Below are 26,421 nucleotides of genomic sequence, written 5' to 3'. Positions count from 1 at the left end.
CCCGGGGCGTTTACCCCAGGCATGATCTTGCCGGTTCGCAAAACCGGAAATTCATTCGTATGCAAATGATATCAAGCCGGGTGAAATTGTCAAAGCCAGAGTTTGGGCTGTCGTGCTTACCGGGATGCAGGCAACAAGATTGTTACGCCATCGGAGGTTGACGCGGCCGGCCATCTGGTCAAGTTTCTGCCTCCGGTCGCGTCAGCGGCATCTTTCTACTGGAGCCTGAGCCCAACGCAGAGAAGAAGGAGGCCCAATGGCCGACGAAGCGCTTGTTGTCATCGACCTGCAGAACGATTTTTGCCCGGGCGGCGCGTTGGCCGTGACCGGCGGCGACGAGATCGTGCCGCTGGTCAATGATATGATCCGGCACGCCGACCATGTCGTGCTGACGCAGGACTGGCACCCTGCCGGCCATTCCAGCTTTGCCTCCAGCCATCCGGGCGCACAGCCTTTCACCATGATCGAAATGCCCTATGGCCAGCAGACTTTATGGCCGGACCATTGCATCCAGGGCAGCCTCGGCTCGGATTTCCATTCCGGCCTTGCCTGGACCAAGGCCGAACTCGTCATCCGCAAGGGATTTCGCCCGGCAATAGACAGCTATTCGGCCTTCTTCGAGAACGACCACACGACGCCGACCGGCCTCGGTGGCTACCTCAGGGAGCGCGGCATCGACGCCATCACCCTGGTCGGCCTGGCGACCGATTTCTGTGTCGGCTTTTCGGCGCTGGATGCCGTCAGCCAGGGTTTCAAAACCACCGTCCGGCTCGATGCCTGCCGTGGCATCGACCTCAACGGCTCGCTTGATGCCATGCTGCGGCGCATGCGCGACGCCGGCGTGACGCTTGAAGACCATCTGTCGGACTGAACCGACGGTGGGGCATCAGGGGGGCTTTTCGCGGATCAGCGCAGGCATCATGGCGGCTGCGGCGATCGCCTTCGCCATGCTGTTTCCGGGGGCAGCCTTCGCGGCTGATGAACACGCCCTGCCCGGCGCCTCGATGTCGCTGTGGTGGGCGCTGCCCTTCGCCGGCTTGCTGTTGTCGATCGCCACCGGCCCGCTGCTGTTTCCCCATGTCTGGGAGCATCATTACGGCAAGATCGCAGCCCTTTGGGCCGCGTTTGTGGTCGTGCCGCTGGCGGTCGCCTTCGGCATCCCTTCGGCGACCGAGGCGGTGCTGCATGCGCTGCTCACCGAATACATGTCCTTCATCATCCTGCTGTTCGCGCTGTTCACCATTTCGGGCGGCATCCTGGTCGCCGGCAACATCCACGGCACGCCGCTGGTCAATGCCGGGCTGCTGCTGGTCGGCGCGTTGCTCGCCTCGGTCATCGGCACGACGGGCGCCTCAATGATCCTGATCCGGCCGATCATCCGCGCCAATGACAACAGGCCGTTCAACGCCCATGTCGTCGTCTTCTTCATCTTCCTGGTGTCCAACATTGGTGGCTCGCTGACGCCGCTCGGCGACCCGCCGCTGTTCGTCGGCTTCCTGCGCGGCGTCGATTTCTTCTGGACGACCGCAAACCTCTACCGGGAGACGCTGTTCGTCGGCGGTGTGGTGCTGGCGGTGTTCCTGGCGATCGACATCATCCTGCACCGGCGCGAGGCCGGAGCGCCGAAGATCAAGGACCCGACGCCGGATTCGAAGGTTCGCATCCGCGGCCTGCCCAACGTTCCGCTGCTGGCCGGCGTCATCGCCGTCATCCTGCTGTCGGCGACGTGGAAACCTGACGTCACCTTCTCCATTCAAGGCGTGACGCTGGAACTGCAGAACCTGGTGCGCGACGCCATCATCCTCGTGCTCGCCTTCGTGTCGTTGGCGGTTTCGCGCCGGGAATACCGCGCGGCGAACGGCTTCAACTGGGGTCCGATCGCGGAGGTGGCAAAATTGTTTGCCGGCATCTTCATCTGCATCGTGCCGGTCATCGCCATTTTGAGGGCCGGCCACGAGGGCGCGCTGGCGCCGCTGGTCGCGCTCGTCACCTCGGCACAAGGCACACCCAACGATCTCGCCTATTTCTGGCTGACCGGAGCGCTGTCGTCCTTCCTCGACAACGCGCCGACCTATCTGGTGTTCTTCGAGCTTGCCGGCGGCGACCCGCACCACCTGATGACCGAATTCGCCTCGACATTGGCGGCGATCTCGGCCGGCGCCGTGTTCATGGGCGCCAACACCTATATCGGCAATGCGCCCAACTTCATGGTCTATGCCATCGCCCGGCAGCGCGGCGTCGAGATGCCCGGTTTCTTCGGCTATATGGCGTGGTCGGGAGCGGTGCTGATCCCGACCTTTTTGGCGGCGGGCTTTCTTTTCTTTAGCTGAGGCGGCGCGGAGCCTTACCTCCCCCTTGTGGGGAGGTCGGACCGCAGGTCCGGGTGGGGGTCTGGCGCCGCACCCCCACCCGGCTGCTTTGCAGCCACCCTCCCCACAAGGGGGAGGGTAATCCTCATCCCACCCCCACATACCGCCGCACCGCCGATGGGTCGGCGCGCAGTTCCTCGACATTCACCGTCTCGCGATTGCGGCCATTTTCGATGAAGCATACGCGGTCGGCGACAGACAGCACGGCATCGACCCGCTGTTCGACCAGGATGGTCGAGACACCCATGTCGCGCAGCTTCGACACCGTCTCGCGGATCTTTGCGATCATCGGCGGCATCAGCCCTTCGGTCGGCTCGTCGAGCAGCAGCACTTGCGGTTCGAGGCAGAGCGCGCGCGCCATCGCCAGCATCTGCTGCTCACCGCCGGACAAGGTGCCCGAACGTTGCCGCAGCCGCTGACGCAGCAGCGGAAAGAGGTCGAGGACGTTTTCGCGCACGGCCTTGCCCTTGCCGCGTGCCATCAGCCCGATCTCGATGTTTTCGGCCACCGTCATCTCGGCGAATAGCCGCCTGCCTTGCGGCACATAGGCGACGCCGGCCTTCGGCACTTCGTGCGCCGGCAGGCCGGTCAATTCCTTGCCGGCGAGTTTGATCGAGCCGGCGCTTGAAGGAACCAGGCCCATGATCGCCTTTAGTGTCGTCGTCTTGCCGGCGCCGTTGCGGCCGAACAGGCACAGCACCTCGCCCTCGTTCAGCACGAGGTCGAGCCCGTAAAGCACCTGGACCTCGCCGTAGAAGCAGTCGAGTCCGGCGATCCGCAATGCTTCCGCCTTGCCCGTCTCGGCCTTGCTTGTCTCACTCATGGGGCGGTCCCCAGATAGGCTTCCTGCACCGCCGCGTTGTCGCGGATGGCCTCGGGCGTGCCTTCGGCCAGGATCTTGCCGGCATTGAAGACGGTGATGCGGTCGGCGAGCTGCATGACGACAGGCATGTTGTGTTCGATCAGAAGCACGGTGGCGCTGCTGGTGATGTCACACACAAGCGTGATGAAATTGTCGATCTCAGAGTCGGCCAGCCCTTGCGTCGGTTCGTCGAGGATCAGCAGGCGTGGCTTCAGTGCCAGGCCCATCGCCACCTCCAGCAGGCGCTGGTGGCCATAGGACAACTGCCCGGCCGGCATATGGGCGCGGTCGGCCAGGCCCGTGCGTTCGAGCGCCGACATGACGCCGGCACGCACCGCGCCTTTCGATCGGCCATCGCTCAGCGTGCGCTGCACCGGCAGCGCGACATTGTCATAGGCACTGAGATTGGCGAAGACGCTGGTGATCTGGAACGTGTAGGCAATGCCCTGGCGCACCCTGACATAGGCCGGCTGGCCGGTGATGTCGGCGCCGTCGAAGACGATCGCCCCCGAAGATGGCTGGATGCGGCCGCTGACCAGGCTGACGAAGGTGGTTTTCCCTGCCCCGTTGGGGCCGATGACAGCGCGGATCTCGCCCGGCATCAAGGTGAAGTCGACGTTGTCGACGGCGCGCAGGCCGCCGAAATGGCGCGACAGGCCCTTGGTGGTCAAAAGCGGCGTCATGGCAACCACCCGAGCCAGCGCTGGCGGATGGTGCCGAGAATGCCTTTGGGGAAAAACAAAACCAGCAGGATGAGCGCGATGCCGACGATCAGGAGATAGGCCGAGGTGTAGCCGCTGGTGACGTCGATGACATAGTACATGAAGACCGTGCCGATCAGCGGCCCGAGCGTTGTGGCGGCACCGCCGAGCAAGACCCAGAGCAGGGGCAGGATCGAGTACTGGACTGAGGCGAAGCTTGAGCCGACATAGCCAAACAGCAGCGCGTAGGCGGCACCCGAGGCCGCACAGATCGTACCGGAGACGACAACGGCGATGAGCTTGTTGGTGAAGGTGTCGTAGCCCAGCATCTTCGTCCGCTCTTCGTTCTCGCGGATGGCGACCAGCACGCGGCCATAGCGGGAGCGGACGACGGCCAGCGTGACCAGAAGCACGAGCGAGAACAGCGCCAGCGCGCTCATGTAGCGCACCGTCGGATTGGTGAGGTCGAGCGAGGTCGCGCCGAAAGTGAGGACGCGCGCCGGCTGCGGCACGACCTGGCCCTGATCGCCGCCGGTCCATGTCGCGAAATAGAGGATCAAGAGATAGAACACCTGCGCGAACATCATGGTGACGATCATGAAGGCGACACCCGTGGTGCGTAGCGCCAGCAGGCCGATCGCCAACGCCAGCACCGCGCCGCAGGCAATCCCGCCGAGGAAGGCCAGTGGCACGTTCCAGCCGAGCTGGATGATGGCAAGGCCGGCGCCGTAAAGCCCGGCGCCGAAGAACATGGCATGGCCGAGGCTGAGCAGGCCGACATAGCCGAACAGCATGTTGTAGCCCATGGCGAACACCGCCAGCACCATGATGCGGGCAAGCAGGCCGTGATAATAGTCCGGCAACACGAAGCTCAGCATGAAGAGCAGGGCGATGACGCCGAGATGCAGCGAATAAGCCTTTGCCGGCGAAGCTTCGCTCATCGCGACGCCGTCCCGAACAGGCCTTGCGGCCGGAACACCAGCACCATGGCGACCAGCAGCGTGGCGATGATCTTGGCCAAGGTCGGCGAGAAGAACATCGAGATGATGCCGTCGGAGAGGCCGATCAGCACGGCGGCGACGACAGTGCCGCGCAGCGAGCCGAGGCCGCCGATGATGACGACGATGAAGGACAAGAGCAGCGGATCCTGCCCCATCAGATAATGCGCCTGGCTGATCGGCACGATCAGCACCGCGGCAATCGCCGCCAGCATCGCGCCAAGCGCGAAGACGCCCCCATAGACTCGGCCGACCGCGATGCCGAAGGCCTGCGCCGTCTCGCTGTCATATTGCGTGGCGCGCATGACGAGGCCGATCCTGGTGCGCGTCAGCACCAGCCATGTCACGATCAAGAGAAGCGCGGAAGCCGCAATGATCGACAGTTTATAGCCGGAATAGCCGAACCACGGCAAAAGGATGCGGTAGTTGAACGGTGGCTCCACGGGCCGCGCCTCGGGGCCATAGAAGCTCAGTGCCAGTTGCTGGATGATGTAGAGCATTCCGATCGTGGCAACGATGGTGGCTTCCGGATTGTAGTTGAGCCGGCGCAGCACCAGCCGCTCGGCGACCAGCGCGATCGCGCCGACGATCAGCGGCGCGATTACCAGCGCCGCCAGGAAGCCGAGCGCCGGATGGCCCGATATCGCCGTCGAGATCGCCCAGGCGAGCACCGCGCCCAACATGAAGAACTCGCCATGCGCGACATTGACCACCCGCATCACACCGAACACCAGCGACAGCCCGAGTGCGGTCAGCGCAAGCACGGCTGATGTGACAAGGCCTTCGAGGGCGGCGAGGAGGAGGTGGGGACCGAAGTGCATGGTCTAAACGCAGGCAGGTGCCAAGCGCACCCCCCTCTGGCCTGCCGGCCATCTCCCCCTCAAGGGGGGAGATTGGCAGTTTCTGCGAAGGCGCCCACCCCCCAACCTTGGGGATTGGCGAAACCCAAGACGACATCCGATCTCCCCCCTTGAGGGGGAGATGTCCGGCAGGACAGAGGGGGGTGCCTTGGCGCTCACGCTTGCCAGATGGCTAAACCTAAAGCGCCTGCGTCGTATAATCCCCCTCGGCCTCGTAGAGCCCATCCTCGATCTTGGTCTTGTGCACGACCTTGAGCTTGCCGCCTTCGACCTTGGAGATGTTCTGGATGCCGAAGCACTGGTGGATCTTGCCGTTGAAGGTTTTCGCGCCTTGCGGATGCTCCGGGCCTTCGGCGAAGGCGGTCAGTGCCTCGGTCGCCTCGACCAGCTTGGCGCGGTCCTCCGGTCCCTTGTAGCCGGCGTCTTCCATGGCCTTCTTGACGACGTAGAGCGTTTCCCAGCAGCCGAACATGTGCGCGGCGGTGGAGACGTCCTTGGGGTCGCCGACGGCCGCGCCATTGTCGTCGATGCCGACAGCGGTGCGATAGGCCTTTTGCGCGGCGCTATCATCGGGCTGGGCGTAGCGCGGCGAGCCTTCCCAGAAATGGCTGCCGTCCAAGAATTCCAGGCCGGGGCTGTTGATGTCGGTGGCCTCAAGCGAATCGATGAAGCCGAACAGCTGTGGCCGGTTTGAACCGTAGAACTCGCCGAGCTCCTTGACGAAGGTGAGCACCGCCGGACCGACCATGACATGGTAGATCACCTCGGTCTCCGGCGGGATCTGCGGGAAATATTTGGTGAAGGAGGATTCCGTCGGCGGGATGGCGATCTGCGCGATGACGTCGGCGCCTTGCGCCTTCAGCGCCGGCGGCAGGTAGTCGCGGTGGTCGTAGCCGAAGGCGAAATCCGGGAAGATCTGCGTCACCTTCTTGCCGGCATTGGCCGCGATCCATGGCGCCATCGACTGGATCTGGCTCTTAACGTCGGTGATGCCGGGCTGGAAGACATAGCGGTTGAGCTTGGTCGAGGCGACGTGGTGGCCTTCGCTGACGACGAAATAGGGGATCTTGTTTTCGCCGGCGGCGGGCGCCGAGCCGATCACGACATGCGAGAACAGCGTGCCGTAGACGATGTCGGTCTTGTGCTGGGTGGCGAACTTGCCGACCACTTCGGCACCACGGCCGGGATCGGTGCCGTCATCCTCGATGATGACCTCGACTTGACGGCCATTGATGCCGCCGGCGGCGTTGATCGCCTTGACCGCGGCAGCGGTGGTCTTCTCGTACCAGCGGCCATAGGCGGCACCGATACCGGTGCGGTGCGACTGGAAGCCGATCTTGATCGGCGCCGAACTCTGCGCCTGGGAATAGCGGACGAAACCAGGCGCCACGGCAAGGCCGGCGCCCGCGGCCAGGCCCTTCAGCGCGGTGCGGCGGGTGAGGCCAGTCTTGGAGGCGAAGGCAGTCTTGGAGAGGTCGAAAAATCCGTTCTTGTCAGCCATGTTCGTTCCCCTGTTTTTTCAGTCTTGACCAACGATAAGGCGGCTTCGGCCCCCTCGCTCGGAGGAGGCGGAAAATTGCATGTGTACAAACTAAATCACCAAAGCCTTGATGTGGCAAGCGAGCTTTCCCCAACGACATCGGGGCCGCCCTTTTCTCATCCGACGGTCGGTGTGGCAAGCAGCCAGAGGCCGAAGACCGTGTAGGCAATCATCAGCAGGGTGAGCGGAGACTGGCTGAGTGCGGCGCGGGCAGGCTGCGGATGCAGGCGCCAGGCGAAGCCATGGGCGACCAGCACGGCGAGCACATGGCCCAGGATGATGGCGCCGGCCTGGATGTTCCATAGCCACCAGGCCGACTCCGCCCCGGCGACGATGCCGGCCTCGACCTGGATGTCGGCGGTACCGAACAGGTCCCAGCCCAGCGCGAACGGGTCGGACAGGGAGGCAAGCGCATATTGGCCGTCGACCAGCAACGCCGTGAGATAATGCGCGATATGATAGGCAAGTGCGATCGGCACGATCGACCAGACCAGCAGGCCGGCCGCTTGTCCGAGCGGCTGATCGCTGCCGGCCAAACGCTGGCCGAGCCAGACCGCGAAAAGGAACACGGCTGCCAGCAGAACGAATGTCAAAACGAGCCCGAAAGTGCCGCTGCCGATCACCGCCGTGCGGCCCGGGAATTCGAGCGGATTGACGCCGAACAGGCCGAACCAGAAGAATGTTTTAGACAGGCCGTCGAAGGACACCGAGGAGAGGGCCAGCAGCAGGAAGGCAATCCCACTGGGCGGCAGCGGCTCCGCCGCCAGCAGCTTGGCGCCTGGCCAGCATAGCGCAAGCCGGCCCTTCCCGTCGCGCTCGACAGGCGCAAAACGCGCCACCATCGAGAAGAACAGCGTCAGGAACTCGCCGCTGCGGCTCCAGCCTCGATAACCGAAGGCCAGCACGGCCAGGAAAGAGAACAGCCAATAGAGGCCGGCGGCATAGGTGAGCCGTGCCGGATCGTCGGGCGCCGGATCGATCAGTTCGAACCAGGCAAAGGCGAAGAACAGGATGACGGCCGGCCAGCAGCCGAGCCATCGGGGGAGGCGCCATGGTTCCGCATCGCTTGTACTGAGCAGACGCGAGACGAGGCGCCACGGCCCATACCAGGGGTTGAGCCACGACCAGAGGTCGCCGAAGACGCCTTGCAGCAAGGTGACGCCGGCCCACAGCAGCGTCCAGATCACCAGCGGCAGTGGGTTGGAGAGCGGGTCGCGGCTGCCGAACAAGCCGGCGGCAACGAGAATTGCAAAGCCGGCAAAGGAGATCAGGCTGATGGCCGTGCGGGAGCTGTCGCCGAGGGTGAACAGCGGCAGGCGCCGGCGCCAGAAACGGTCGAGGGAAGCCGCCGGCAGCAGCGCCAGCACGAGGAAGCTGATGGCCACGGCGAATGCGCCGCCGATCAGGTAGTAGCCGGTCGGCAGGAGCAGGACGTGGCCACGGTCGGAGGCGTGCGCGAAGGCGGGGGTGGGGAGGGCGAGCGCAGCGGCGATGCTTACAGGCAGAAGTCCCGAAGGAAGGCGCTCTACGAGGCCCCCCTCTGTCCTGCCGGACATCTCCCCCTCAAGGGGGGAGATCATGCTGTCATCTTCGGAAGGGAGCCTCTGTCGCTGAGGACTGGCGCCTGCTCGGACAGCCTGGCGCCCTTCCTCTCCCCCGTCGATCGGGGGAGAGGTGTCGAGCGCAGCTCGACGGAGTGGGGGGCGACCCTGGCGCGGGTCGCGCGTGGTTCTCTTTCCCATGTCCGGTGGGGCGGTTGCCAGGTGGTTCCCCCACTCCGTCGCCGCTTCGCGGCGCCACCTCTCCCCCCTCCGGAGGGAGAGGAAAGGAGCCTCTGCCGGGTACTGTAGCCCCCTCGTGGGGGAGATGTCCGGCAGGACAGAGGGGGGCGCCAAGGAACTCGACCTGTCCAAGAAACCCGCCGATCCCGTCACACCTTGACCAGTTGCTCCACACGATCCTTTTGCCCGAATATCCGAAGATACCGCTCGATCTCTTCCTCGTCCCCCGTCGCCTTGGCCGGATTGTCGGAGAGCTTCACCGCCGGCCGGCCATTGGCTTCCGTGACCTTGCAGACCAGCGATATGGCATCGAGGCTGTTGGTTTCGATCGGTGCGCAGCCTTCGAAATCATTGGTGAGGTTGGTGCCCCAGCCGAACGACATGCGCACCTTGCCCTTGAAGTGGCGATAGGTTTCCTCGATGGTTTCCACCTCGAGACCGTCGGAGAAGATCAGCAGCTTCTGCTTGGGGTCCTTGCCCTTCTCGCGCCACCAGGACAGGATCTTCTCGCCGCCCTCAATCGGCGGCGCGCTGTCGGGGCGGAAGCCGGTCCAGTCGGCCACCCAGTCCGGCGCGTCGCGCAGGAAAGAGGCGGTGCCGAAGGCGTCGGGCAGCACGATCAAAAGGTTGCCGCCATAGTAGCGCTGCCAGTCCTGCAGCACCTTGTAGGGGGCCTGTTTCAGCTCCTTCTCCGAAGTGGCCAGTGCCGCAAACACCATCGGCAGTTCATGCGCGTTGGTGCCGAGCGCTTCGAGGTCGTTGTCCATGGCCAGCAGCACGTTGGAGGTACCGGTGAAGGCCTCGCCGATGCCTTCCTTCAGCGCCTCGACGCACCAGCGCTGCCACAGGAAGGAATGGCGCCGGCGTGTGCCGAAGTCGGAAATGCGGATGCCGGGCAGCGCCTTCAACCGCTCGGTCTTGGCCCACATCTTGGCCTTGGCGCGGGCATAGAGCACATCGAGCGCGAAGGGGCCGAAGGCGCGCATGGCCGCGCGGGATCGCAGTTCGTTGATGATGGCGAGCGCCGGGATCTCCCACAGCGTGGTGTACATCCAGGGACCGGGGAAGGTCAGTTCGTACTGGCCGTCGCGCTTGGACAGTTCGTAGTCCGGCAGCCGGAAACCTTCCAGCCAGGCCAAAAATTCCGGTTCGAAGATCTGCTTGCGGCCGTAGAAATTGTTGCCGCCCAGCCAGATCATCTCCTTTTTCGAGAAGCGCAAGGTGCGGGCATGGTCGAGCTGTTCGCGCAGTTCGCCCTCATCGATCTCGTCGGAAAGGCGCACCGAGGTGGTGCGGTTGATCAGCGAGAAGGTGGCATCGACCTTGGGGTACATGCCCCAGATCATCTGCAGCATCAAAAGCTTGTAGAAATCCGTGTCGAGCAAGCTGCGCACGATCGGATCGAGCTTCCAGGTGTGGTTGTAGACGCGCCGCGCAATATCGGTCTTAGCCATGTTTCAACACCGCCTTCGCTGCCTGCCGTCCACAATCGCGACAGGCCTCATAGCATCGAATTGGCCGGAACGCTTCCCGCTTTCAGGCTGGCCCGACAAAAAGAACGGCCTGCGCATGGCCAGGAGTGGCCAGCCTCAGCCCGCGGTCTTCGCGCCGATGACCTTGAGTTGCGGGCGCTTGCGGCGGCTGATGATGCGGCCGGCGACCGGAGCGTCGGCGCGGCCGTCATCCCCGGCCTTCTCGGCGAACAGCCAGTCGATGAACACCTGCACGATCGGCGTCGTGCGCATTTCATTGCGGCAGACGACGTAGAAATCGTCGACCGCCGGCACCGAAAGGCTGAACGGCGCGACCAGCATGCCTCTGGCCAGCAGCGCGCTTGCCGTTACGGAATCGCCCAGCGCCACGCCATGGCCGTGCACCGCGGCCTCCGTCGCCATGCGCGCGTCGCCCAGATGATGGCGGCGGCCGCGCTCGAGGTCCAGCGCATCGGCGGCCGCCAGCCAGGTATGCCATTCGCGACCATCGTCGCCATGCAGGAAGACATGGTCGGCAAGGTCCCTGACGCTGCGGATCGGCCGGTTGTTGATCAAGGTCGGGCTGACCACGGGAAACAGCTCCAGCCCCGACCATTTGCGCATCCAGCAATCGGCCCAGCTGCCATCGCCATAGTGCACGCAGACATCGATATGCGGCGCGCGGATATCCTTGGGGTCGTTGGAGGGGATGAGCGTCAGCTGGATATCGGGATATTGCGCGGTGAAGCTGCCGAGCCTCGGCGTCATCCACAAAAGCAGCAGCGCCGGCACGCAGGACACCGACAGCGCGCCGCTGCTGGCCGGCCGCGTCAGCCGCTGCGTGGCGGCGGCGATGCCGTCGAAGGCCGTCGATACCGCCGGCAACAGCTCCGCGCCATGCGGCGTCAGCCTGACCCGCTGGCCGACGCGCTCGAACAGCTTGACGCCGAGCGACTGCTCCAGCGCCTTGATCTGGTGGCTGACGGCGCCATGCGTGACATTGAGCTCACTCGCCGCCTTGGTCAGCGAGCCATGGCGCGCCGTTGCCTCGAAGGCGCGCAGCGGGTTCAGGGGTGGCAGGCGCTTGACCATGGATGCCCGGCTTCGTTGTGAGATTTTCTCACAGGAAACACCCTAACAATATCAATTGATTTTTCAATGCGGCTGCCGGACACTTCGGTGGAAAATAGCATCAAGACTTGAAATCTGCAGGCAGCCAGCGGGACAGCGACCCGGCCGGATGACGGTCGGTTCGCCAAACGTCAACGGTGGGCTGGCGGCATCAATCGAGGAGGACGGATATGGGTTACGATCGCGGCAAGCTCGACGCCTTGCGTCGCAAATATGGCGAGAGCCATGGCGGCGAGATGTTCGACCCGAAATTCCGCAAGGTCGCCGACAAGATCTTTTCCAAGTCGGGCACCAGGCTGGCGCCCTATTCCGGCATCCCGACCTTCCTCGCCGCGCCCTACCGCGAAATCGCGGCCGAGAATCCGGATTTCGGCGATTTGCAGGTGGCAATTATCGGCGTGCCGATGGATCTGGGCGTCACCAACCGGCCGGGCTCGCGCTTCGGGCCGCGGGCGCTGCGCGCCATCGAGCGCATCGGCCCCTACAATCACGTGCTGGAATGCGCGCCGACGCATGAGCTTCGCGTCGCCGACATCGGCGATACGCCATTCCGCAGCCGCTATCGGCTGGAAACCAGCCATGAGGACATCGAGCGCCGCACCAACCAGATCGTCGATGCCGGCGTGCTTCCCCTCTCTGTCGGCGGCGACCATTCGATCAGCCATCCGATCCTGAAGGCTGTCGGCAAGAAGGCTCCGGTCGGCCTCATCCACATCGACGCCCATTGCGACACCAGCGGCCTGTTCGACATGACCAAGTTCCACCACGGCGGCCCGTTCCGCAACGCGGTGCTGGACGGCGTGCTCGACCCGACGCGCACCATCCAGATCGGCATCCGCGGCTCGGCCGAGTACCTCTGGGAGTTCACCTACGAGTCCGGGATGACCGTGGTCCACGCCGAGGAGGTGACCGGTCTCGGCATCCCGGCCATCATCGAGAAGGCGCGCAAGATCGTCGGCGACGGCCCGACCTACGTCTCCTTCGACATAGACAGCGTCGATCCGGCGTTCGCGCCGGGCACCGGCACGCCGGAAGTCGGCGGGCTGACGACGCGCGAAGTGCTTGAGCTGCTGCGCGGCCTCAAGGGCCTCAACATCGTCGGCGGCGACGTCGTCGAGGTGGCGCCGCAATATGACGCCACCACCAACACGGCGCATGCCGGCGCGCAGGTGCTGTTCGAGATCCTGAGCCTGATGGTGTTCAGCCCGGCCATCACGGGCAAGGGCGCCTGACAGCTGAAACGAAAAGGCAGCCGCCGCGCTGGAGCCGGCGGCCGCCTCAAACGATCAAAAGCTTCCAGAAGGGGAATACCAATGACAATCCACTCGACACTGAAATCGTCCATCGCCGCCATCCTGGTGGTCGGCGCCGCCGGCCTCGGCATCGCCACCCAGGCGGCCAATGCCGACGCGCTGGCCGACATCACCAAGGCCGGCACCATCAATGTCGGCGTCTTCGCCGACTTCCCGCCCTTCTCCTCGGCCAGCGCCGATATGAGCCTCAAGGGCTATGACATGGATGTCGCGCAATACATCGCCGACACGCTGAAGGTGAAGCTCAATCCGGTCGCCGTCACCGGCCAGAACCGCATACCCTATCTGAACGACCATCGCGTCGACATACTGATGAGCGTCGGCTACTCCAAGGAGCGCGAGCAGGTCATCGACTTTGCCGCCGCCTACGCGCCCTACTACATCGCGGTGATCGGGCCGGCTGCGATGACGGTCAAAGGCAAGGAAGACCTTGCCGACAAGTCGATCGCCGTCAATCGCGGCACGCTCGAGGACACCTCGCTCACCGAGGCCGCACCTGCCTCGGCCGACATCAAGCGCTTCGACAACTACAATTCGGTCATCCAGGCCTTCATCTCCGGCCAGACCCAGCTGATGGTCGTCGGCAACGACGTCGGCGCCCAGGTTCTGGCCAAGCAGGATGCGCTGAAGCCGGAGCAGAAATTCCAGCTGCTGACCTCGCCCTCGCATATCGGCCTCAACAAGAACGAGGACGGCTTGAAGAAGGCGGTCAATGACGCCATCGCCAAGATGCTGGCCGACGGCAAGCTGGACGAAAGCTCGAAGGCCTGGCTGAAGACGCCGCTTAACCCCGACAACCTCAAGGATTGAGTTTCCGTGGCCTTTGCCTGGCTCCCGGGTGCCTTGGGCGACATCGCGCATGGTGCGGTCACGACGATCCTGCTGATCGCCGTGACCACGCTGGCCGGGACGCTGCTCAGCATCCTCGGCGCCGCCGGACGGCGAAACGGCCCCGCGCTGCTCAAGCGGGCCATCGCCTGGTATGTCGAGGTGATGCGCAACACGCCGTTCCTGGTGCAGCTGTTCTTCATCTTCTTCGGCCTGCCGAGCCTCGGCATCAGGCTCGACCCGATCCTGGCCGCCATGCTGGCGATGACGCTCAACATGGCGGCCTATACGATCGAGATCGTCGGCGCCGGCCTTGACGCCGTGCCGGGCGGGCAGACGGAAGCCGCCCTGGCCTTGGGACTCAGGCCCCGCCAGGTGTTCATCAAGATCGTGCTGCCGCAGGCGCTCAAGATCATCTATCCGGCGCTGACCAGCCAGATTGTCATCATGATGCTGGAATCGGCCGTGGTCTCGCAGATCGCGGTGCGCGAGCTGACCTATGAGGCCGACATGCTGCAGGCACGCACCTTCCGGTCCTTCGAGACCTATTTCGTCGTGACGCTGGTCTACCTCGCAATGTCGATGGCCTTGCGCCGGCTTCTGGTCACCGGCGGGCGCCGCGCGCTCGGAGCCGGCGTGTCATGATCGAATTCACCTTCTGGGATATCGTGCGCAACCTTCTGCTGGCTGCCCGCTGGACCGTGCTTTTGTCGCTGGCTGCCTTCATCGGCGGTGGCATCGTTGGCATGGTCGTGCTGTTCTTCCGCATCGCCAAGAATACATGGGGCCGGCGCATCGCCTCCGGCTACATCGCCCTGTTCCAGGGAACGCCGCTGCTGATGCAGCTCTTCCTGATGTTCTTCGGCCTGCCGATGCTCGGTCTGCGCATCGAGCCATGGACCGCGGCGGTGCTCGGCCTCACCTTCTTCGCCAGCGCCTATCTCGCCGAGATCTGGCGCTCCGGCGTCGATGCCTTGCCGCGCGGCCAGTGGGATGCCGGCGCCAGCCTCGGCCTGCATTATCTGCAGGAACTGAGGCTGATCATCCTGCCGCAGGCGTTTTCGATCACCCGCGCGCCGACAGTCGGCTTCTTGGTGCAGCTGATCAAATCGACGGCGCTGACCTCGATCATCGGCTTCGAGGAGCTGGTGCGGACCTCCAACGCCATCAACAACGCCACCTTCGAACCGTTCAAGGTCTATGGGCTGGTGGCGCTGATCTTCTTCCTCATGTGCTTCCCGCTGACGCAATATGCCCGTTCACTCGAACGGCGCGCGGCGACCCGCTGAGCCACGAGGATATCGCATTGACTGGAATCGGCGGCCACTGCAAACCAGGTAGCTGTCTCCACGGTTAGGGCTCAAATGCGTTCTCTGGGTCGGAGCCGGACATTGGCGAATGGCAGGTCCCGATCCATAGGCGAACTTCGTGAGGTCCTCACCCAACAGCGGCTTCGCGCCTCTTGTCGGCCGTTCAGAGCGGCTTACGGCAATCCCGATAGCTGCCGTTGGAGTGGAAAGAATTATGGCCCGAAGCTTGTCGGGGATCGCGCCATGCACGTTCAGCCGCAGTCGAAGTCGTATTGAGCGTCACAAGGATGGCGCGAAGATTGTCAGCGCTATGACATCTCGCAAGTCGGTTGGAGATTGTACGCGAGCCTTCTCAGGGCTGGGGCAGCGACATAACGCGGTGTCTCCCTTGCGGATGAGTAAGACGCTGTGCCTGATCGCCCTTCAAGCAGCTTCCCACCCGCTTGGACCGTGCCGAAAGGAATAACTGGCTGAGATTTCGAACCCGGCCCTCGAAGGCTGCCAGGCTCGACATTCGACGGAGATCCTTGGGTGGTCGATGCGAATGATGTTAAACGAATTTGCAGCGTGGCGAAGCCGCGATGAAACCGCCGTTCCCGCTTGAATTAGCAGCGCGGCATAGCCGTCGATAAGGTAACGCCTTGCGCTCGAGCCGGTGCGGTGAAGATGCTGGTGGCCAGACAATATGATGTCTACGCCGCTGCGCGAGAAGGCATCCATTGCCAGATCCGCGCGGCCAACGATGCCTTCGTCGCTTTCCAAATCCAGCCCTTCAAAAGGATGATGAGTGACCACTACCCGGGTAATGTCGTCGGACATATTTGAGAATTTCTCTGTCGCCGCCTCGAGCTGGCGAACATTGATCCTGCCATCCTTGATCGTCAGGGATCGTGCTGTGTTGATCCCGACGACAGCGACTTCGCTGTCGGCATAGAACGGCTCGGTGTCCGCCTCGATGTAGCGCTTGTAACGCGATAGAGGCGTCCATGCGCGCGCGAGGACATTCCAAAGCGGCACATCGTGATTGCCGGGCACTACGATGCGGGGGCCAGGAAGGGAATCAAGGAAGGCCCGCGCCTGCAGGAATTCGTCTTTCCGGGCGCGCTGCGTCAGATCCCCGGATACGACGAGCAGATCAGATTCGACGGCGCGAACCTCGGCCGCGATCGCTACCACAAGCTGGCTCTCTGTTCTTCCGAAGTGCAAATCCGAAAGGTGCACGAGGGTTTTCACTGAGGTTCTCCGCTTTCAGCCACGTCCACCAGTTCTGGTCATTTTGGCAGGTGCAAGGACCTGCAAGGCCGCTGGTCGAATCTGAAAGTTCAGGGGCATGTCGATACTGACGGCTTCGCCGTCCAGGGAAACCAGCATGGCGTGGCGATGCGATGTGATTTGGAGTGAACTAGCCCGATAGATTTCAAGATCTCGTGTGGAGTCGATCATGCCAAACGCGATTTTGAACGGAAGCAATGCCAGTCCAAACCAGGACTGCTGCTTGACGACGTAAACGCACAGCTCTTTTGACGACAGGCTGCGGCGGCGGCCAAGATCAGCGATGTCGTAGAAATTGTTGCCAACAAACACACAGGGCGTCCGAAGTCTTTCGCGGGTGCCCTGAGCAGCGACGTGGACAGCCTGCCACGAGGCGGATCTCAACGTTCTCATGAGAGCGGGTCCGATGGCGGCGAGCTTGCCGAACCCGCGGCGCCGCTGCTCGGCTGAACGCTTTGCAACAAAGAAGGGATAGATCCCAATCGATGAGTTGTTAAGAAAGACGCGGCCGTTGACCTCGGCGACATCGACTGCGAGAGGCTTACCTGTCGCGATTGTATCGATCGCCGCTGTGAGGTCGAGCGGCACACCCAAATCCCGGGCAAAGTGGTTTAATGTGCCGAGCGGAAGAACACCGAGCAACAGATCAGTCCCCACCAACGCCGAGGCCGCGCTGCTGAGGGTGCCGTCGCCACCGCCCACGACCAATATTGATCCACGACCGGACCTCGACTTGTTTTCGCTAACAAAGCGCCGAGCTAGCTCTCCAACCTCTCGTCCGTCCACCAATCGCACATCCGCCTCAATGCCACGTTCGGCGAACCCATCCCGTACGGCTCTCTCTATGTCGCCCTTGCGTGCCGCAGCGCCGGCATTTTTGTTGATGAGGGTCAGAACCTTCAAGTTTCCGGCCCCCGTTTGGGCCTTTCCTGGAACCATAACGCGACTGTCCAACACAGGATCGCCCAGCCAGAACCAATGCACCACCCGGCCAAGACATCCGTGGGATAGTGGACCGCGAGATAGACCCGGCTTATCCCAACGGCCACCGTCAGAAACACGGCGATCGACATGAAATACGCTTTGAGACGCAGCTCCTGATTTGCGTGTGAAAGGAGTGCGCCCACGGTCAGGAACGCGATAGCCGAAAGCATTGCATGTCCACTCGGGAAGCTTGCCGTGAATACTCGCGTGACATGAGGGATCTCCGGCCTGGGCCGGTTGAAGCTCAGCTTTAGGATTGTGCCGAGCAGTTCGCCGCCAACCACCGCCACCGCCATCCAGATGGCGAGAGCCCGCTTGTGGATGAGAAGAAGATAGACAACTCCTGCCAGCAACACGAAGCTAAGAAACACCACGCTGCCGACTGAGGTCACATCCCTGGCCGCTTCCTGAAGCCATGGTGGACCTATCGGAGAGGCCGGATCGGTCGCGCGAAGAGCCGACATAATGGCAAGGTCAAATTTGGTCGTGTCGCCTTCCAGGACGTCCTCGGCGAGCACCCCGAAGCCGACAACGGGGCACGATACGAGCATCCCCGCAACAAGCCTGTTCTTGCCTTGCGCGGACGCACTGCTAATTCGGCACGGCGGGCGAGGCCGGTGACTCCCTAGGCGCCCACGCTCGGTATCTGGGACTGGTTCGTTCAAGCGCAGGACCTCGATCTATAGCCCACAACGGCTTCGCATGAACCGGGTTCCCCAATCATCAATGCGGTCCACGCCCCGGTCCATGCGTATGGCCGGCCGGCTGCATGGAGCTGAGGTCAAGATTGCGGCTGCGGGCGCACCCGGCTAGCTATTGGTCAGTCTCCGAAAAGGCTCCGTTTAACGAGATGTAACTTCAGGACATGACGACCGCAAACCGACGGCCGTTAGGTTCAATGCCCGAACGCCAGCTGCGGCGCGATGCGATCCCGCCGCAGCCAGCGCGCCAGGAGCAGCGCCGCCACCACGGCCAGCCCCGTCGATAGGCCCATCCAGATGCCGACGCCGTGGAAGCCGAAATGGAAGGCGAGCAGCACGCCGAGCGGCAGGCCGACGCCCCAATAGCCGATCGCGGCGTAGATCATCGGCACCTTGGTGTCGTGCAGGCCGCGCAGCATGCCGGCGGCAACCGCCTGCGCACCGTCGAAGACTTGGAACAGGGCGGCGAAGGCCAGGAACGAGACGGCAAGCGTGATCACCCGGGCATTGGCCGGGTTGGCGAGATCGATGAAGGCGCTGATCAGCGGATGCGGCCACAGGATCATCACCAGCCCCATCAGCGCCATGAAGGAGACGCCGAGGACAAAGGCCGTCCAGCCGGCGCGCGATACGCCTTCCGGATTGCCGGCGCCATGCGCCAGCCCGACGCGCACCGTCACCGCCTGGTTGAGGCCGAGCGGCACCATGAAGGAGATCGAGGCGATCTGGATGGCGATCGCATGCGCGGCCAGCGAATCCGCGTCGATCAGGCCCATCAGCAGGGCAGCCGCGTTGAAGATCGTCACCTCGAAGGCGAGGATGCCGGCAATCGGCAAGCCAAGCCGCAACAGGCCCTTGAAGCGTGGCCAGTCGGACCGCCAGAAGCGGCCGAACAGGCGGTAGCGCCGGAACTTCTTCTCCAGCATCACCACCGCAGCCATGCCGATGAACATCAGCGTGCTGGACAGCGATGTCGCAAGGCCCGAGCCGGCAATGCCCATGGCCGGGAAACCGAGATTGCCGAACATGAACACCCAGTTGAAGACGGCGTTGCAGGCGACGGCGACGAAAACGATGATCAGCGCCCAGCCCGGCCGCTCCAGCGCCGAGATGAACGAGCGCAGCACGATATAGCCGTAGAAAGGCAGCACCGCCCATTCCAGCCAGCGCAGATAGATGCCGGCCTGGTGCGCCAGCGCGGGTTCCTGGCCCATGGCCAACAAAATCGCCTCGCCGTGCCAAAGCACGAGCCAGATCGGGATCGAGATCAGGATCGCCAGCCACAGGCCTTGGCGCACGGTGCGGCGCAGATCGCGCACCGAATGGCGGCGGCGGCCAAGTTCGGTGGCGATCATCGGCGATGTCGCCAGCATCAGCCCAAGGCCGAAGATCAGCGGCATGAAATAGAGGTTCGCGCCAAGCGCGCCGCTGGCCAGCGTGTCCGGCCCGAGCCTGCCCATCATCATCACGTCGGTGGCCGTCATCGCGGTCTGGCCGAGATTGGTCAGCACCATCGGCCAGGCCAACGCCAGCGTCGCCCTGATTTCCTGACGCCAAAGATTTTCCGGCGCGCGAGCGCCGGCTTCGATCGCAGACATTGTTCCGCTCTTTCCAGGCGCGGCACGTCGGCAAAAGAGCCGGAAGCCGCATGACAAACGGCGAAACCTTCGGTTTCGCGGCGTTTGCGTCAGCTTTTGGACGAAACGCGACATGAAGGCAAGGGAGGAGGAGCGGGCACCGATTGAGCCAGCGCCCTTCCAGGGGGGCCGTTGCCGCGTTCCCTTGCCGGCAATGGGCTGCTACGGATTGCCTTGGAGATCGGCAGCCAGCGGACCCGCCGGGAGAAATGGATGGCGTTCAGACAGCGAAAGAACACGGCCGCGATCCCGCGCACGGCGCCGGCCTTCGAACATATCGTCACCGAGGCCAGCGACAGCTTCCTGTGGCGGCTGGATGACTATCCCTGGGAGCGCAATGTCTGGAACTTCCATCCGGAATACGAGATCCATCTGCTGCGGAAATCCTCCGGCGTGGTTCTGGTCGGCGATCACATCGGCGAATTCGGGCCGGGCTATCTGACCATCGTCGGCGGCGGCCTGCCGCATGACTGGGTGACGGCGGTGCAGCCGGGCGAGTTGATCGAAGGCCGCGACATCGTCCTGCAATTCGACGCGCAGAGGTTGCGCGGCTCGGCGGGCCTGTTGCCGGAACTGCGCGAACTCGAGCCGTTCCTCGAGCGGTCGCTGCGCGGCATGGTCTTTCATGGCCGCACGGCGCTGGAAGGCGCCGAGCTGATGGAGCGGATGGGAACGGTGCATGGGCTCGCCCGCCTCTGCCTCTTCCTCGAACTGGTCGACCTCCTGGCCAGGACCGACGAATACGAGCTCCTGTCATCGCCGGATTTCTCGCCGGTCCTCGACGCCGCCTCGCTCGACATCATCCAGCGCACGCTGACCTATCTCTTCCAGCATTTCGCCGAGGATCTGAAGCTGCCTGATGTGGCCGAACGCGCCGGGATGAGCGAGAGCACATTCTCGCGCTTCTTCCAGAAGAACACCGGCAACGCCTTCAGCGACCACCTCGCCAAGCTCCGGCTCTGGCAGGCCTGCAAGCTCCTGGCCGACACCGATATCGCGATCACCGACATCTGTTTCCAGGTCGGTTACATGAACATCTCCAACTTCAACCGCGCCTTCCTGCGCAAGCACAAAATGACGCCGTCCTCCTATCGCAAGCTGTCGCGGCAGCGGCTGACGATGCGCGCATAAGCACACCCTAAATCAGCGGCTTGGACAAAATCGATACTCATGTGACGGAAGCCGTGGATGGTTGCCGTATTTTGCGCTGCACAATGCATAAAAGTACATGTTTGCTGCAACGGGGCTTCTAGCTTGCCCCGGTTGAACGCCGCATTTTGGCGATGGGTGGCATGTCATTCGGGCGATGGTGAGGATCGCAGACCCCGAGGACTTCCGCTTCCTGCGAGTGTTCCTGGAGGAGAAAAATCAATGAAACCAATTCGGCTCGCTGCGGGCTTGGGCGCAGCTTTCATGCTTTCCGCTACCGTATCAACCATCGCGCTGGCGCAGGCGCCGGTCTGCTCGGCGCCGGTCAAGGTGCTGGCGCAGCCGCGCGACGGCCTGACGCTTCTGGAGGACTCCAAGGCCGAGTTCGAGAAGCTCGCCGGGGCGGGCTTCCAGATCGACTATCTCAACGAGAACGACCGCCGGGCAAAATCGCGCGCCGATGCGTCCACCGTCGGCAACTACAACGTCTACTATGTCGACGAAGCCAACGTCGCTCTGTTTGCCTCGTCGAAATGGATCGTGCCGTTGACCGATTATTATCCGGCTGACTATGACTATGCCGACTTCGATCCCGGCCGCCAGAAGGTCGCCACCTATGACGGCAAGGTCTGGTTCGCGCCGCTGACCGGCGGCGGCGACCTGATGGTCTACCGCAAGGACGTGCTAGAGGCCGCCGGCATCCAGCCGCCCAAGACGCTGGACGAGCTGATCGCCGACGTGCCGAAGCTGACCAATGCGGACAAGGGCATGTATGGCATCGCGCTGCGTGGCGCACGCGGTTCGGGCGCCAATGTCTGGCGCTGGATGCCCTTCTTCAAGGCTTATGGCGGCCAGTGGTTCGATGGCGACAAGCCGGTCTTCAACTCGGACGCCGCCATCAAGGCGACCGAGACGTACCTCAAGCTGTTCAAGGATTCGGCGCCCGGCACGCAGACCGGCAGCTGGGATGAATCGACCGGCGCTTTCCTGTCGGGCCAGGTCGCCATCCTCGTCGAATCGACGCCGCTGTCGGGCATGGCGGTCGATCCGAAGACCTCGCAAGTGGTCGGCAAGATCGGCTTCCTGCCACCGCCCTCGCCGCTGCCCGGCGGCGGTTACGGCCATGGCCTTGCCATTGCGGCGAAGGCCAATGCCGACGACGCCTCGAAGAAATGCGCCGGTCTGTTCATCGCCTGGGCGACATCGAAGGAAAATGAGAAGCGCCGGCTCGATGCCCACCAGTTCGGCGAGCTGAACCGCACCAGCATCCTGTCCAGCAAGGAATTCGCCGACATCTACGGCGCCGATCTGGGCCAGGCGCTGGCAGAGACCGGCAAGGTCACTGCGGTCAACTTCTGGCAGGACCCGCGCTGGCCCGATCTCGGCGACCGCTGGGGCATCATCCTCGAGGAACTGGTGACCGGCACCCGCACCGACATCAAGGGCGGCCTCAACGAGCTCGAGGCCTATGCCACCGAGCTGGCGAAGAAGAAATAGAGCCCATCCTCCCGCCCGTGGCGCGCGGTCCGCGACATTGTCCGCAATGCCGGGACCTGCGCGCCGCGGGGACTTTGCTCCCTAGAGCAATTCCAGGAAAAGTGTGATCGGTTTTCCGTCCGGAATTGCGTCAAAACTCTAGGAGAAACCATGCCGACACGATCGAGACGCAAGCGAGGATAGATGCCAATGGCCCGACGCACGTCGCTCCCTGTCACCTTCGTCGTTCCGACCATCGCCATCCTTCTGGTGCTGTCGATGGTGCCGACGCTCTACGCCATCGTCATCGCCTTGCAGAATCGCGAGTTGAGCACGCCTGATTATTCCTGGGTCTGGCTGTCGAACTTCAGCGACCTGTTCCTCGACCGCCGCTTTCTCAACGCGGTCTGGGTGTCGGTGAAATGGGAGATCGTCACCGTCGTCGCGACCATGGTGGTGGCGATCGGGCTGGGGGTGCTGATGTTCGAGGTCGCCAGCCCCCGTCTGCGCAATGCCTACTGCCTGCTGTTCATCATTCCGGTGCTGTTGCCGCGCGTCTCGGCCGCCTTCGTCTGGAAGTTCGCCTATCATCCGCTCTACGGCATCGCCACCTATCCCTACAGGCTCATTACCGGCGGGCTGATCTTCGACCCGCTGTCCAAGCCGGCGACGGCCTTGTTCGCCGTCGCGTCGGTCGATGTCTGGCAATGGGGGCTGTTCTTCGCCGTCATCGTGCTGAAGCTGCTCGAAACCCTGCCGCCGCAGCCGATCGAGGCGGCCCGGCTCGACCACGCAAAACGCTGGCAGATCCACGCCTATGTCACCTTGCCGATGCTGAAGGCGCCGCTGATCAGCCTGATGTTCGTCAAGATGATCGAATCGCTGCGCTCCTTCGACCTGATCTATGTGATGACCCGCGGCGGACCGGGCGTGGCCACCGAAACGCTCGACATGTACGCCTTCTCGCAAGGCTTCATCGAGTCCGGCAAGGTCTCCTACGCCTCGGCCATGGCCGTGCTGATGATGATCGCCACGGTCATCACCTTCACCATGCTGTGGAAGCGGGTGCAGGCATGAAGCCCGGCAGGCTCATCGGCAGGATCGTGCTGGCCTTTGCCGGCTTCATGGCCGTGTTCCCGCTGTTGTGGACGGCGCTCAATGCGCTGAAGAACAATGTCGACATCATCACCCGCGTGCCGCGCCTGGTGTTCACGCCGACATGGGCCAATATCGGCTATATCCTCGGCCGCGACAGCGTGCTCACCGGGCTCTACAACTCGGTCGTCGCCTGCGGCTCGGCCGTGCTGATCGGTGTCGTGCTCGGCCTGCCGGCAGCTTACGCGGTGGCGCGCTATCCCAACCGCTGGGCCGGCGACATACAGTTCTTCGTGCTGTCGCTGCGCTTCCTGCCGCCGGTGGCGGTCGCCATCCCGCTGATGGTGATCTGGCTGCAGGTCGGCCTCTACGACACTTTGCCGGCGCTGATCATCACCTATTCGCTGCTCACCATCTCGGTGATCATGTGGCTCGCCATCCCCGCCTTCCAAGGCGTGCCGAAGGAGATCGAGGAAGCCGCCTTCGTCGATGGCTACGGCGCCTATTCGGTGTTCTGGCGCATCGCGCTGCCTGTCGCCGCCCGCTCCCTGGCAGGCGCCGTCGCCTTCAGCTTCGTGCTGGTCTGGAACGAATTCCTGATCGCCCTGATGCTGTCGAGCTCCAACGCCAAGACCTTGCCGATCGTCGCCTCCGAACTCTCCCAGCAAGGCATGAATGTGCCATGGGGCATTCTCAACGCCTCGGTCGTGCTGCTGTCGCTGCCGCCGCTGCTGTTCCTTGGCGTGCTCAGCGGCTTCCTGAATTCCATTTTCCGGCAAAAAAAGAGTTGATGTGAGGATTTCCCGATGCGGGCACTGGTGCTTGAGAAAAAAGGCGAACTGTCGCTGCGCGAGGTCGCGCTGCCGCTCGATGTCGGGCCGGACGACGTCAAGATAGCCATCCATACTGTCGGCGTCTGCGGCAGCGACGTGCACTATTACACCCATGGCGCCATCGGCAGCTATGTCGTGCGCGCACCCATGGTGCTCGGCCACGAAGCCGCGGGAACCGTCGTCGAGACCGGCGCCAATGTCGTGACTTTCAAGGTCGGCGACCGCGTCTGCATGGAGCCGGGCGTGCCGAACATGTCGTCGCGCGCGACAAAGCTCGGCATCTACAATGTCGACCCCGACGTCCGTTTCTGGGCGACGCCGCCGGTGCATGGCGTGCTGGCGCCCTATGCGGTGCATCCCGCCGCCTTCACCTACAAACTACCGGACAATGTCTCCTTCGCCGAGGGCGCGATGGTCGAGCCCTTCGCCATCGGCATGCAGGCGGCAAGCCGTGCCCGCATCGTCCCCGGCGACGTCGCCGTCGTCGTCGGCTGCGGCCCGATCGGCATCATGATCGCGCTTGCCGCCCTGGCCGGTGGCTGCTCGAAAGTGCTGATTTCCGATTTCTCCGCGCCCAAGCTCAAGATCGCCGCGCAATATGCCGGCATCGTGCCGGTCAACATAGGCGAGCAGTCGCTGGTCGACGCGGTCGCGGCGGCGACCGACAATTGGGGTGCCGATATCGTCTTCGAGGCCAGCGGCAGCCCGAAAGCCTTCGCCGACCTGTTCGATGTCGTGCGGCCGGGCGGCGCTGTGGTGCTGGTCGGCCTGCCGGTTGAGCCGGTGGCCCTCAACGTGCCTGCGGCGATCTCCAAGGAAGTACGCATCGAGACGGTGTTCCGCTATGCCAACATCTTCGACCGCGCCTTGCAGCTCATCGCCTCCGGCAAGGTCGACCTCAAGCCGCTGATCACCGGCACCTATGACTTCGCCGACAGCATCGAGGCCTTCGAGCGGGCCGCCCAAGGCAATCCGGAAGACGTCAAGCTGCAGATCCTGCTCAGCGGCGAGAAGGGATGATCATGTCCGCGATCGTTTGCTCCCATGTCGACAAGGCCTATGGCGCCACCACGGTCATCCGCGACCTCAACCTCTCGATCGAGGAACATGAATTCGTCGTGTTCCTCGGCCCGTCCGGCTGCGGCAAGTCGACCTTGCTGCGCATGCTGGCAGGGCTGGAGGACATCAGCGGCGGCGAGGTCTCGATCGGCGGCAAGGTGGTCAACGATCTCGATCCGGGCGACCGCGGCATCGCCATGGTGTTCCAGAACTACGCGCTCTATCCGCATATGACGATCTTCGACAACATCGCCTTCGGGCTGCGCCGGCAGAAGGTGCCGGCGGCCGAGATCCACAAGCGGGTCGAAGCGGTGTCGGGGACACTCGGGCTGCAGCCCTATCTCGGCCGCAAGCCGGCCGAGCTTTCCGGCGGCCAGCAGCAGCGCGTCGCCATCGCGCGGGCGATGATCAAGACGCCAAAAGTGTTCCTGTTCGACGAGCCGCTTTCCAATCTCGATGCGAAGCTGCGCAACCATATGCGTGTCGAGATCGCGCGCCTGCACCAGTCGCTGAAGACCACCACCGTCTATGTCACCCATGACCAGCTCGAGGCGATGACGCTCGCCGATCGCATCGTGCTGCTCAAGGACGGTGTAATCGAGCAGATCGGCTCTCCGGCGGAAATCTACCGTCGGCCCGGAAACATGTTCGTGGCCGGTTTCATCGGCACGCCGAACATGAATTTTGTCGATGTGACGGTCAGCCGGGCCGGCAATGGCTGGACATTGACTGGCGCCGGAACGGTGCTTTCGATAGATGGCTCGGGCTTTCATCTTGAGGCAGGCCACCGCGCCGTGCTGGGTATCCGGCCGCCGGACCTGAAGACGGCCGGCGCCGGGACCGCCGGCATCTTGCAAGGCACGGCAGATCTCATCGAATTTCACGGCAATGACGCGCTGGTGACGTTCGGCTCCGGCGGCAAGGAGGTCAGCGCGCTGGTTCCGGCCCGCGAATGCCCGGTGCTGAATGCTCCTGTCCGCTACACATTCGAGGAAGAAAGCATCCATTTGTTCGATGCGACGTCGGGCGCGTCGCTGCGCAAGCAATAGC

24 protein-coding genes are annotated in these 26,421 nt (G+C 63.5%); 12 read left to right on the top strand and 12 right to left on the bottom strand.

Going from position 1 to position 26,421, the window contains the following annotated elements; translation table 11 throughout:
* The first annotated feature begins 256 nt into the window (after positions 1-256).
* Positions 257-871: a bifunctional nicotinamidase/pyrazinamidase gene (gene pncA / locus JN279_RS02945; RefSeq protein WP_202351950.1), complete on the top strand. Its 615-nt coding sequence runs from the start codon at positions 257-259 to the stop codon at positions 869-871.
* A 49-nt stretch (positions 872-920) separates the two neighbouring features.
* Complete coding sequence (locus tag JN279_RS02940) at positions 921-2,330, top strand: sodium:proton antiporter (protein WP_202351949.1); 1,410 nt, start codon at positions 921-923, stop codon at positions 2,328-2,330.
* Between the two features lie 124 nt (positions 2,331-2,454).
* Here the strand turns inward: JN279_RS02940 and JN279_RS02935 are convergent, their stop codons facing one another.
* From JN279_RS02935 to gcvA, 8 genes are all read right to left on the bottom strand, one after another.
* Positions 2,455-3,192, bottom strand: coding sequence for an ABC transporter ATP-binding protein (locus tag JN279_RS02935; RefSeq protein ID WP_202351948.1), 738 nt, complete (start codon positions 3,190-3,192; stop codon positions 2,455-2,457).
* Positions 3,189-3,914, bottom strand: a complete 726-nt coding sequence (locus JN279_RS02930; RefSeq protein WP_202351947.1) for an ABC transporter ATP-binding protein — start codon at positions 3,912-3,914, stop codon at positions 3,189-3,191. The genes JN279_RS02935 and JN279_RS02930 overlap by 4 nt, the downstream gene beginning before the upstream one ends.
* Positions 3,911-4,873: a branched-chain amino acid ABC transporter permease gene (locus JN279_RS02925; protein WP_202351946.1), complete on the bottom strand. Its 963-nt coding sequence runs from the start codon at positions 4,871-4,873 to the stop codon at positions 3,911-3,913. Before JN279_RS02925 ends, JN279_RS02930 begins: the two co-directional genes overlap by 4 nt.
* On the bottom strand, positions 4,870-5,751 hold the full coding sequence (locus tag JN279_RS02920; RefSeq protein ID WP_202351945.1) for a branched-chain amino acid ABC transporter permease: 882 nt from the start codon (positions 5,749-5,751) through the stop codon (positions 4,870-4,872). Before JN279_RS02920 ends, JN279_RS02925 begins: the two co-directional genes overlap by 4 nt.
* Positions 5,752-5,968: 217 nt before the next feature.
* On the bottom strand, positions 5,969-7,291 hold the full coding sequence (locus tag JN279_RS02915) for an ABC transporter substrate-binding protein (protein WP_096452506.1): 1,323 nt from the start codon (positions 7,289-7,291) through the stop codon (positions 5,969-5,971).
* A gap of 155 nt (positions 7,292-7,446) precedes the next feature.
* On the bottom strand, positions 7,447-8,886 hold the full coding sequence (locus JN279_RS02910; protein ID WP_202353629.1) for a hypothetical protein: 1,440 nt from the start codon (positions 8,884-8,886) through the stop codon (positions 7,447-7,449).
* A 374-nt stretch (positions 8,887-9,260) separates the two neighbouring features.
* Positions 9,261-10,565: a nicotinate phosphoribosyltransferase gene (gene pncB / locus JN279_RS02905; protein ID WP_096452508.1), complete on the bottom strand. Its 1,305-nt coding sequence runs from the start codon at positions 10,563-10,565 to the stop codon at positions 9,261-9,263.
* 135 nt (positions 10,566-10,700) lie between these two features.
* The gene (gene gcvA, locus JN279_RS02900) at positions 10,701-11,675 is read right to left on the bottom strand and encodes a transcriptional regulator GcvA (RefSeq protein ID WP_202351944.1); all 975 of its coding nucleotides are present in this window, start codon (positions 11,673-11,675) and stop codon (positions 10,701-10,703) included.
* Positions 11,676-11,884: 209 nt separating this feature from the next.
* Between gcvA and speB the strand changes: the two genes are divergently transcribed.
* The 4 genes from speB to JN279_RS02880 all read left to right on the top strand — a co-directional run bounded on the left by speB (position 11,885) and on the right by JN279_RS02880 (position 15,144).
* Entirely contained in the window at positions 11,885-12,946 is a 1,062-nt protein-coding gene (gene speB, locus JN279_RS02895; RefSeq protein WP_140889893.1) for an agmatinase, read from the top strand.
* A gap of 81 nt (positions 12,947-13,027) precedes the next feature.
* A complete protein-coding gene (locus tag JN279_RS02890; protein WP_202351943.1) occupies positions 13,028-13,837 on the top strand; it encodes a transporter substrate-binding domain-containing protein in 810 nt (269 codons plus the stop codon).
* A 6-nt stretch (positions 13,838-13,843) separates the two neighbouring features.
* On the top strand, positions 13,844-14,500 hold the full coding sequence (locus JN279_RS02885; protein ID WP_202351942.1) for an amino acid ABC transporter permease: 657 nt from the start codon (positions 13,844-13,846) through the stop codon (positions 14,498-14,500).
* Positions 14,497-15,144, top strand: a complete 648-nt coding sequence (locus tag JN279_RS02880; protein WP_202351941.1) for an amino acid ABC transporter permease — start codon at positions 14,497-14,499, stop codon at positions 15,142-15,144. The genes JN279_RS02885 and JN279_RS02880 overlap by 4 nt, the downstream gene beginning before the upstream one ends.
* A 444-nt stretch (positions 15,145-15,588) precedes the next feature.
* Here the strand turns inward: JN279_RS02880 and JN279_RS02875 are convergent, their stop codons facing one another.
* From JN279_RS02875 to JN279_RS02860, 4 genes are all read right to left on the bottom strand, one after another.
* The gene (locus tag JN279_RS02875) at positions 15,589-16,398 is read right to left on the bottom strand and encodes a metallophosphoesterase family protein (protein ID WP_096452520.1); all 810 of its coding nucleotides are present in this window, start codon (positions 16,396-16,398) and stop codon (positions 15,589-15,591) included.
* A gap of 15 nt (positions 16,399-16,413) precedes the next feature.
* On the bottom strand, positions 16,414-17,340 hold the full coding sequence (locus JN279_RS02870) for a diacylglycerol/lipid kinase family protein (RefSeq protein WP_096452522.1): 927 nt from the start codon (positions 17,338-17,340) through the stop codon (positions 16,414-16,416).
* Positions 17,337-17,939, bottom strand: coding sequence for a phosphatase PAP2 family protein (locus JN279_RS02865; protein ID WP_244734383.1), 603 nt, complete (start codon positions 17,937-17,939; stop codon positions 17,337-17,339). The genes JN279_RS02870 and JN279_RS02865 overlap by 4 nt, the downstream gene beginning before the upstream one ends.
* Positions 17,940-18,316: 377 nt before the next feature.
* Positions 18,317-19,720: an MATE family efflux transporter gene (locus JN279_RS02860; RefSeq protein WP_096452526.1), complete on the bottom strand. Its 1,404-nt coding sequence runs from the start codon at positions 19,718-19,720 to the stop codon at positions 18,317-18,319.
* Positions 19,721-19,972: 252 nt separating this feature from the next.
* Between JN279_RS02860 and JN279_RS02855 the strand changes: the two genes are divergently transcribed.
* The 6 genes from JN279_RS02855 to JN279_RS02830 all read left to right on the top strand — a co-directional run bounded on the left by JN279_RS02855 (position 19,973) and on the right by JN279_RS02830 (position 26,420).
* A complete protein-coding gene (locus JN279_RS02855) occupies positions 19,973-20,890 on the top strand; it encodes an AraC family transcriptional regulator (protein WP_096458277.1) in 918 nt (305 codons plus the stop codon).
* Between the two features lie 240 nt (positions 20,891-21,130).
* Entirely contained in the window at positions 21,131-22,405 is a 1,275-nt protein-coding gene (locus JN279_RS02850; protein WP_096452528.1) for an ABC transporter substrate-binding protein, read from the top strand.
* A gap of 189 nt (positions 22,406-22,594) precedes the next feature.
* The gene (locus JN279_RS02845) at positions 22,595-23,461 is read left to right on the top strand and encodes a carbohydrate ABC transporter permease (RefSeq protein ID WP_096452530.1); all 867 of its coding nucleotides are present in this window, start codon (positions 22,595-22,597) and stop codon (positions 23,459-23,461) included.
* The gene (locus JN279_RS02840) at positions 23,458-24,270 is read left to right on the top strand and encodes a carbohydrate ABC transporter permease (protein WP_096452532.1); all 813 of its coding nucleotides are present in this window, start codon (positions 23,458-23,460) and stop codon (positions 24,268-24,270) included. The genes JN279_RS02845 and JN279_RS02840 overlap by 4 nt, the downstream gene beginning before the upstream one ends.
* A 15-nt stretch (positions 24,271-24,285) precedes the next feature.
* Positions 24,286-25,332 carry an NAD(P)-dependent alcohol dehydrogenase gene (locus tag JN279_RS02835; protein WP_096452534.1) on the top strand — a complete coding sequence of 349 codons (1,047 nt, stop codon included), beginning with the start codon at positions 24,286-24,288 and terminating at the stop codon, positions 25,330-25,332.
* Positions 25,333-25,334: 2 nt separating this feature from the next.
* A complete protein-coding gene (locus JN279_RS02830; RefSeq protein WP_202351940.1) occupies positions 25,335-26,420 on the top strand; it encodes an ABC transporter ATP-binding protein in 1,086 nt (361 codons plus the stop codon).
* The last annotated feature ends 1 nt before the right edge of the window (position 26,421 follow it).

Source organism: Mesorhizobium sp. 113-1-2 (assembly GCF_016756475.1).
GTDB lineage: Bacteria > Pseudomonadota > Alphaproteobacteria > Rhizobiales > Rhizobiaceae > Mesorhizobium > Mesorhizobium loti_C.
This window is presented reverse-complemented; position numbering and strand designations above follow the sequence as displayed.

Excerpts from the sequence above, each read along its gene's own strand:
- pncA (WP_202351950.1), top strand. The coding sequence starts at position 257 with ATGGCCGACGAAGCGCTTGTTGTCATCGACCTGCAGAACGATTTTTGC.
- JN279_RS02940 (WP_202351949.1), top strand. The coding sequence starts at position 921 with ATGGCGGCTGCGGCGATCGCCTTCGCCATGCTGTTTCCGGGGGCAGCC.
- JN279_RS02935 (WP_202351948.1), bottom strand. The coding sequence starts at position 3,192 with ATGAGTGAGACAAGCAAGGCCGAGACGGGCAAGGCGGAAGCATTGCGG.
- JN279_RS02930 (WP_202351947.1), bottom strand. The coding sequence starts at position 3,914 with ATGACGCCGCTTTTGACCACCAAGGGCCTGTCGCGCCATTTCGGCGGC.
- JN279_RS02925 (WP_202351946.1), bottom strand. The coding sequence starts at position 4,873 with ATGAGCGAAGCTTCGCCGGCAAAGGCTTATTCGCTGCATCTCGGCGTC.
- JN279_RS02920 (WP_202351945.1), bottom strand. The coding sequence starts at position 5,751 with ATGCACTTCGGTCCCCACCTCCTCCTCGCCGCCCTCGAAGGCCTTGTC.
- JN279_RS02915 (WP_096452506.1), bottom strand. The coding sequence starts at position 7,291 with ATGGCTGACAAGAACGGATTTTTCGACCTCTCCAAGACTGCCTTCGCC.
- JN279_RS02910 (WP_202353629.1), bottom strand. The coding sequence starts at position 8,886 with ATGTCCGGCAGGACAGAGGGGGGCCTCGTAGAGCGCCTTCCTTCGGGA.
- pncB (WP_096452508.1), bottom strand. The coding sequence starts at position 10,565 with ATGGCTAAGACCGATATTGCGCGGCGCGTCTACAACCACACCTGGAAG.
- gcvA (WP_202351944.1), bottom strand. The coding sequence starts at position 11,675 with ATGGTCAAGCGCCTGCCACCCCTGAACCCGCTGCGCGCCTTCGAGGCA.
- speB (WP_140889893.1), top strand. The coding sequence starts at position 11,885 with ATGGGTTACGATCGCGGCAAGCTCGACGCCTTGCGTCGCAAATATGGC.
- JN279_RS02890 (WP_202351943.1), top strand. The coding sequence starts at position 13,028 with ATGACAATCCACTCGACACTGAAATCGTCCATCGCCGCCATCCTGGTG.
- JN279_RS02880 (WP_202351941.1), top strand. The coding sequence starts at position 14,497 with ATGATCGAATTCACCTTCTGGGATATCGTGCGCAACCTTCTGCTGGCT.
- JN279_RS02860 (WP_096452526.1), bottom strand. The coding sequence starts at position 19,720 with ATGTCTGCGATCGAAGCCGGCGCTCGCGCGCCGGAAAATCTTTGGCGT.
- JN279_RS02855 (WP_096458277.1), top strand. The coding sequence starts at position 19,973 with ATGGCGTTCAGACAGCGAAAGAACACGGCCGCGATCCCGCGCACGGCG.
- JN279_RS02850 (WP_096452528.1), top strand. The coding sequence starts at position 21,131 with ATGAAACCAATTCGGCTCGCTGCGGGCTTGGGCGCAGCTTTCATGCTT.
- JN279_RS02845 (WP_096452530.1), top strand. The coding sequence starts at position 22,595 with ATGGCCCGACGCACGTCGCTCCCTGTCACCTTCGTCGTTCCGACCATC.
- JN279_RS02840 (WP_096452532.1), top strand. The coding sequence starts at position 23,458 with ATGAAGCCCGGCAGGCTCATCGGCAGGATCGTGCTGGCCTTTGCCGGC.
- JN279_RS02835 (WP_096452534.1), top strand. The coding sequence starts at position 24,286 with ATGCGGGCACTGGTGCTTGAGAAAAAAGGCGAACTGTCGCTGCGCGAG.
- JN279_RS02830 (WP_202351940.1), top strand. The coding sequence starts at position 25,335 with ATGTCCGCGATCGTTTGCTCCCATGTCGACAAGGCCTATGGCGCCACC.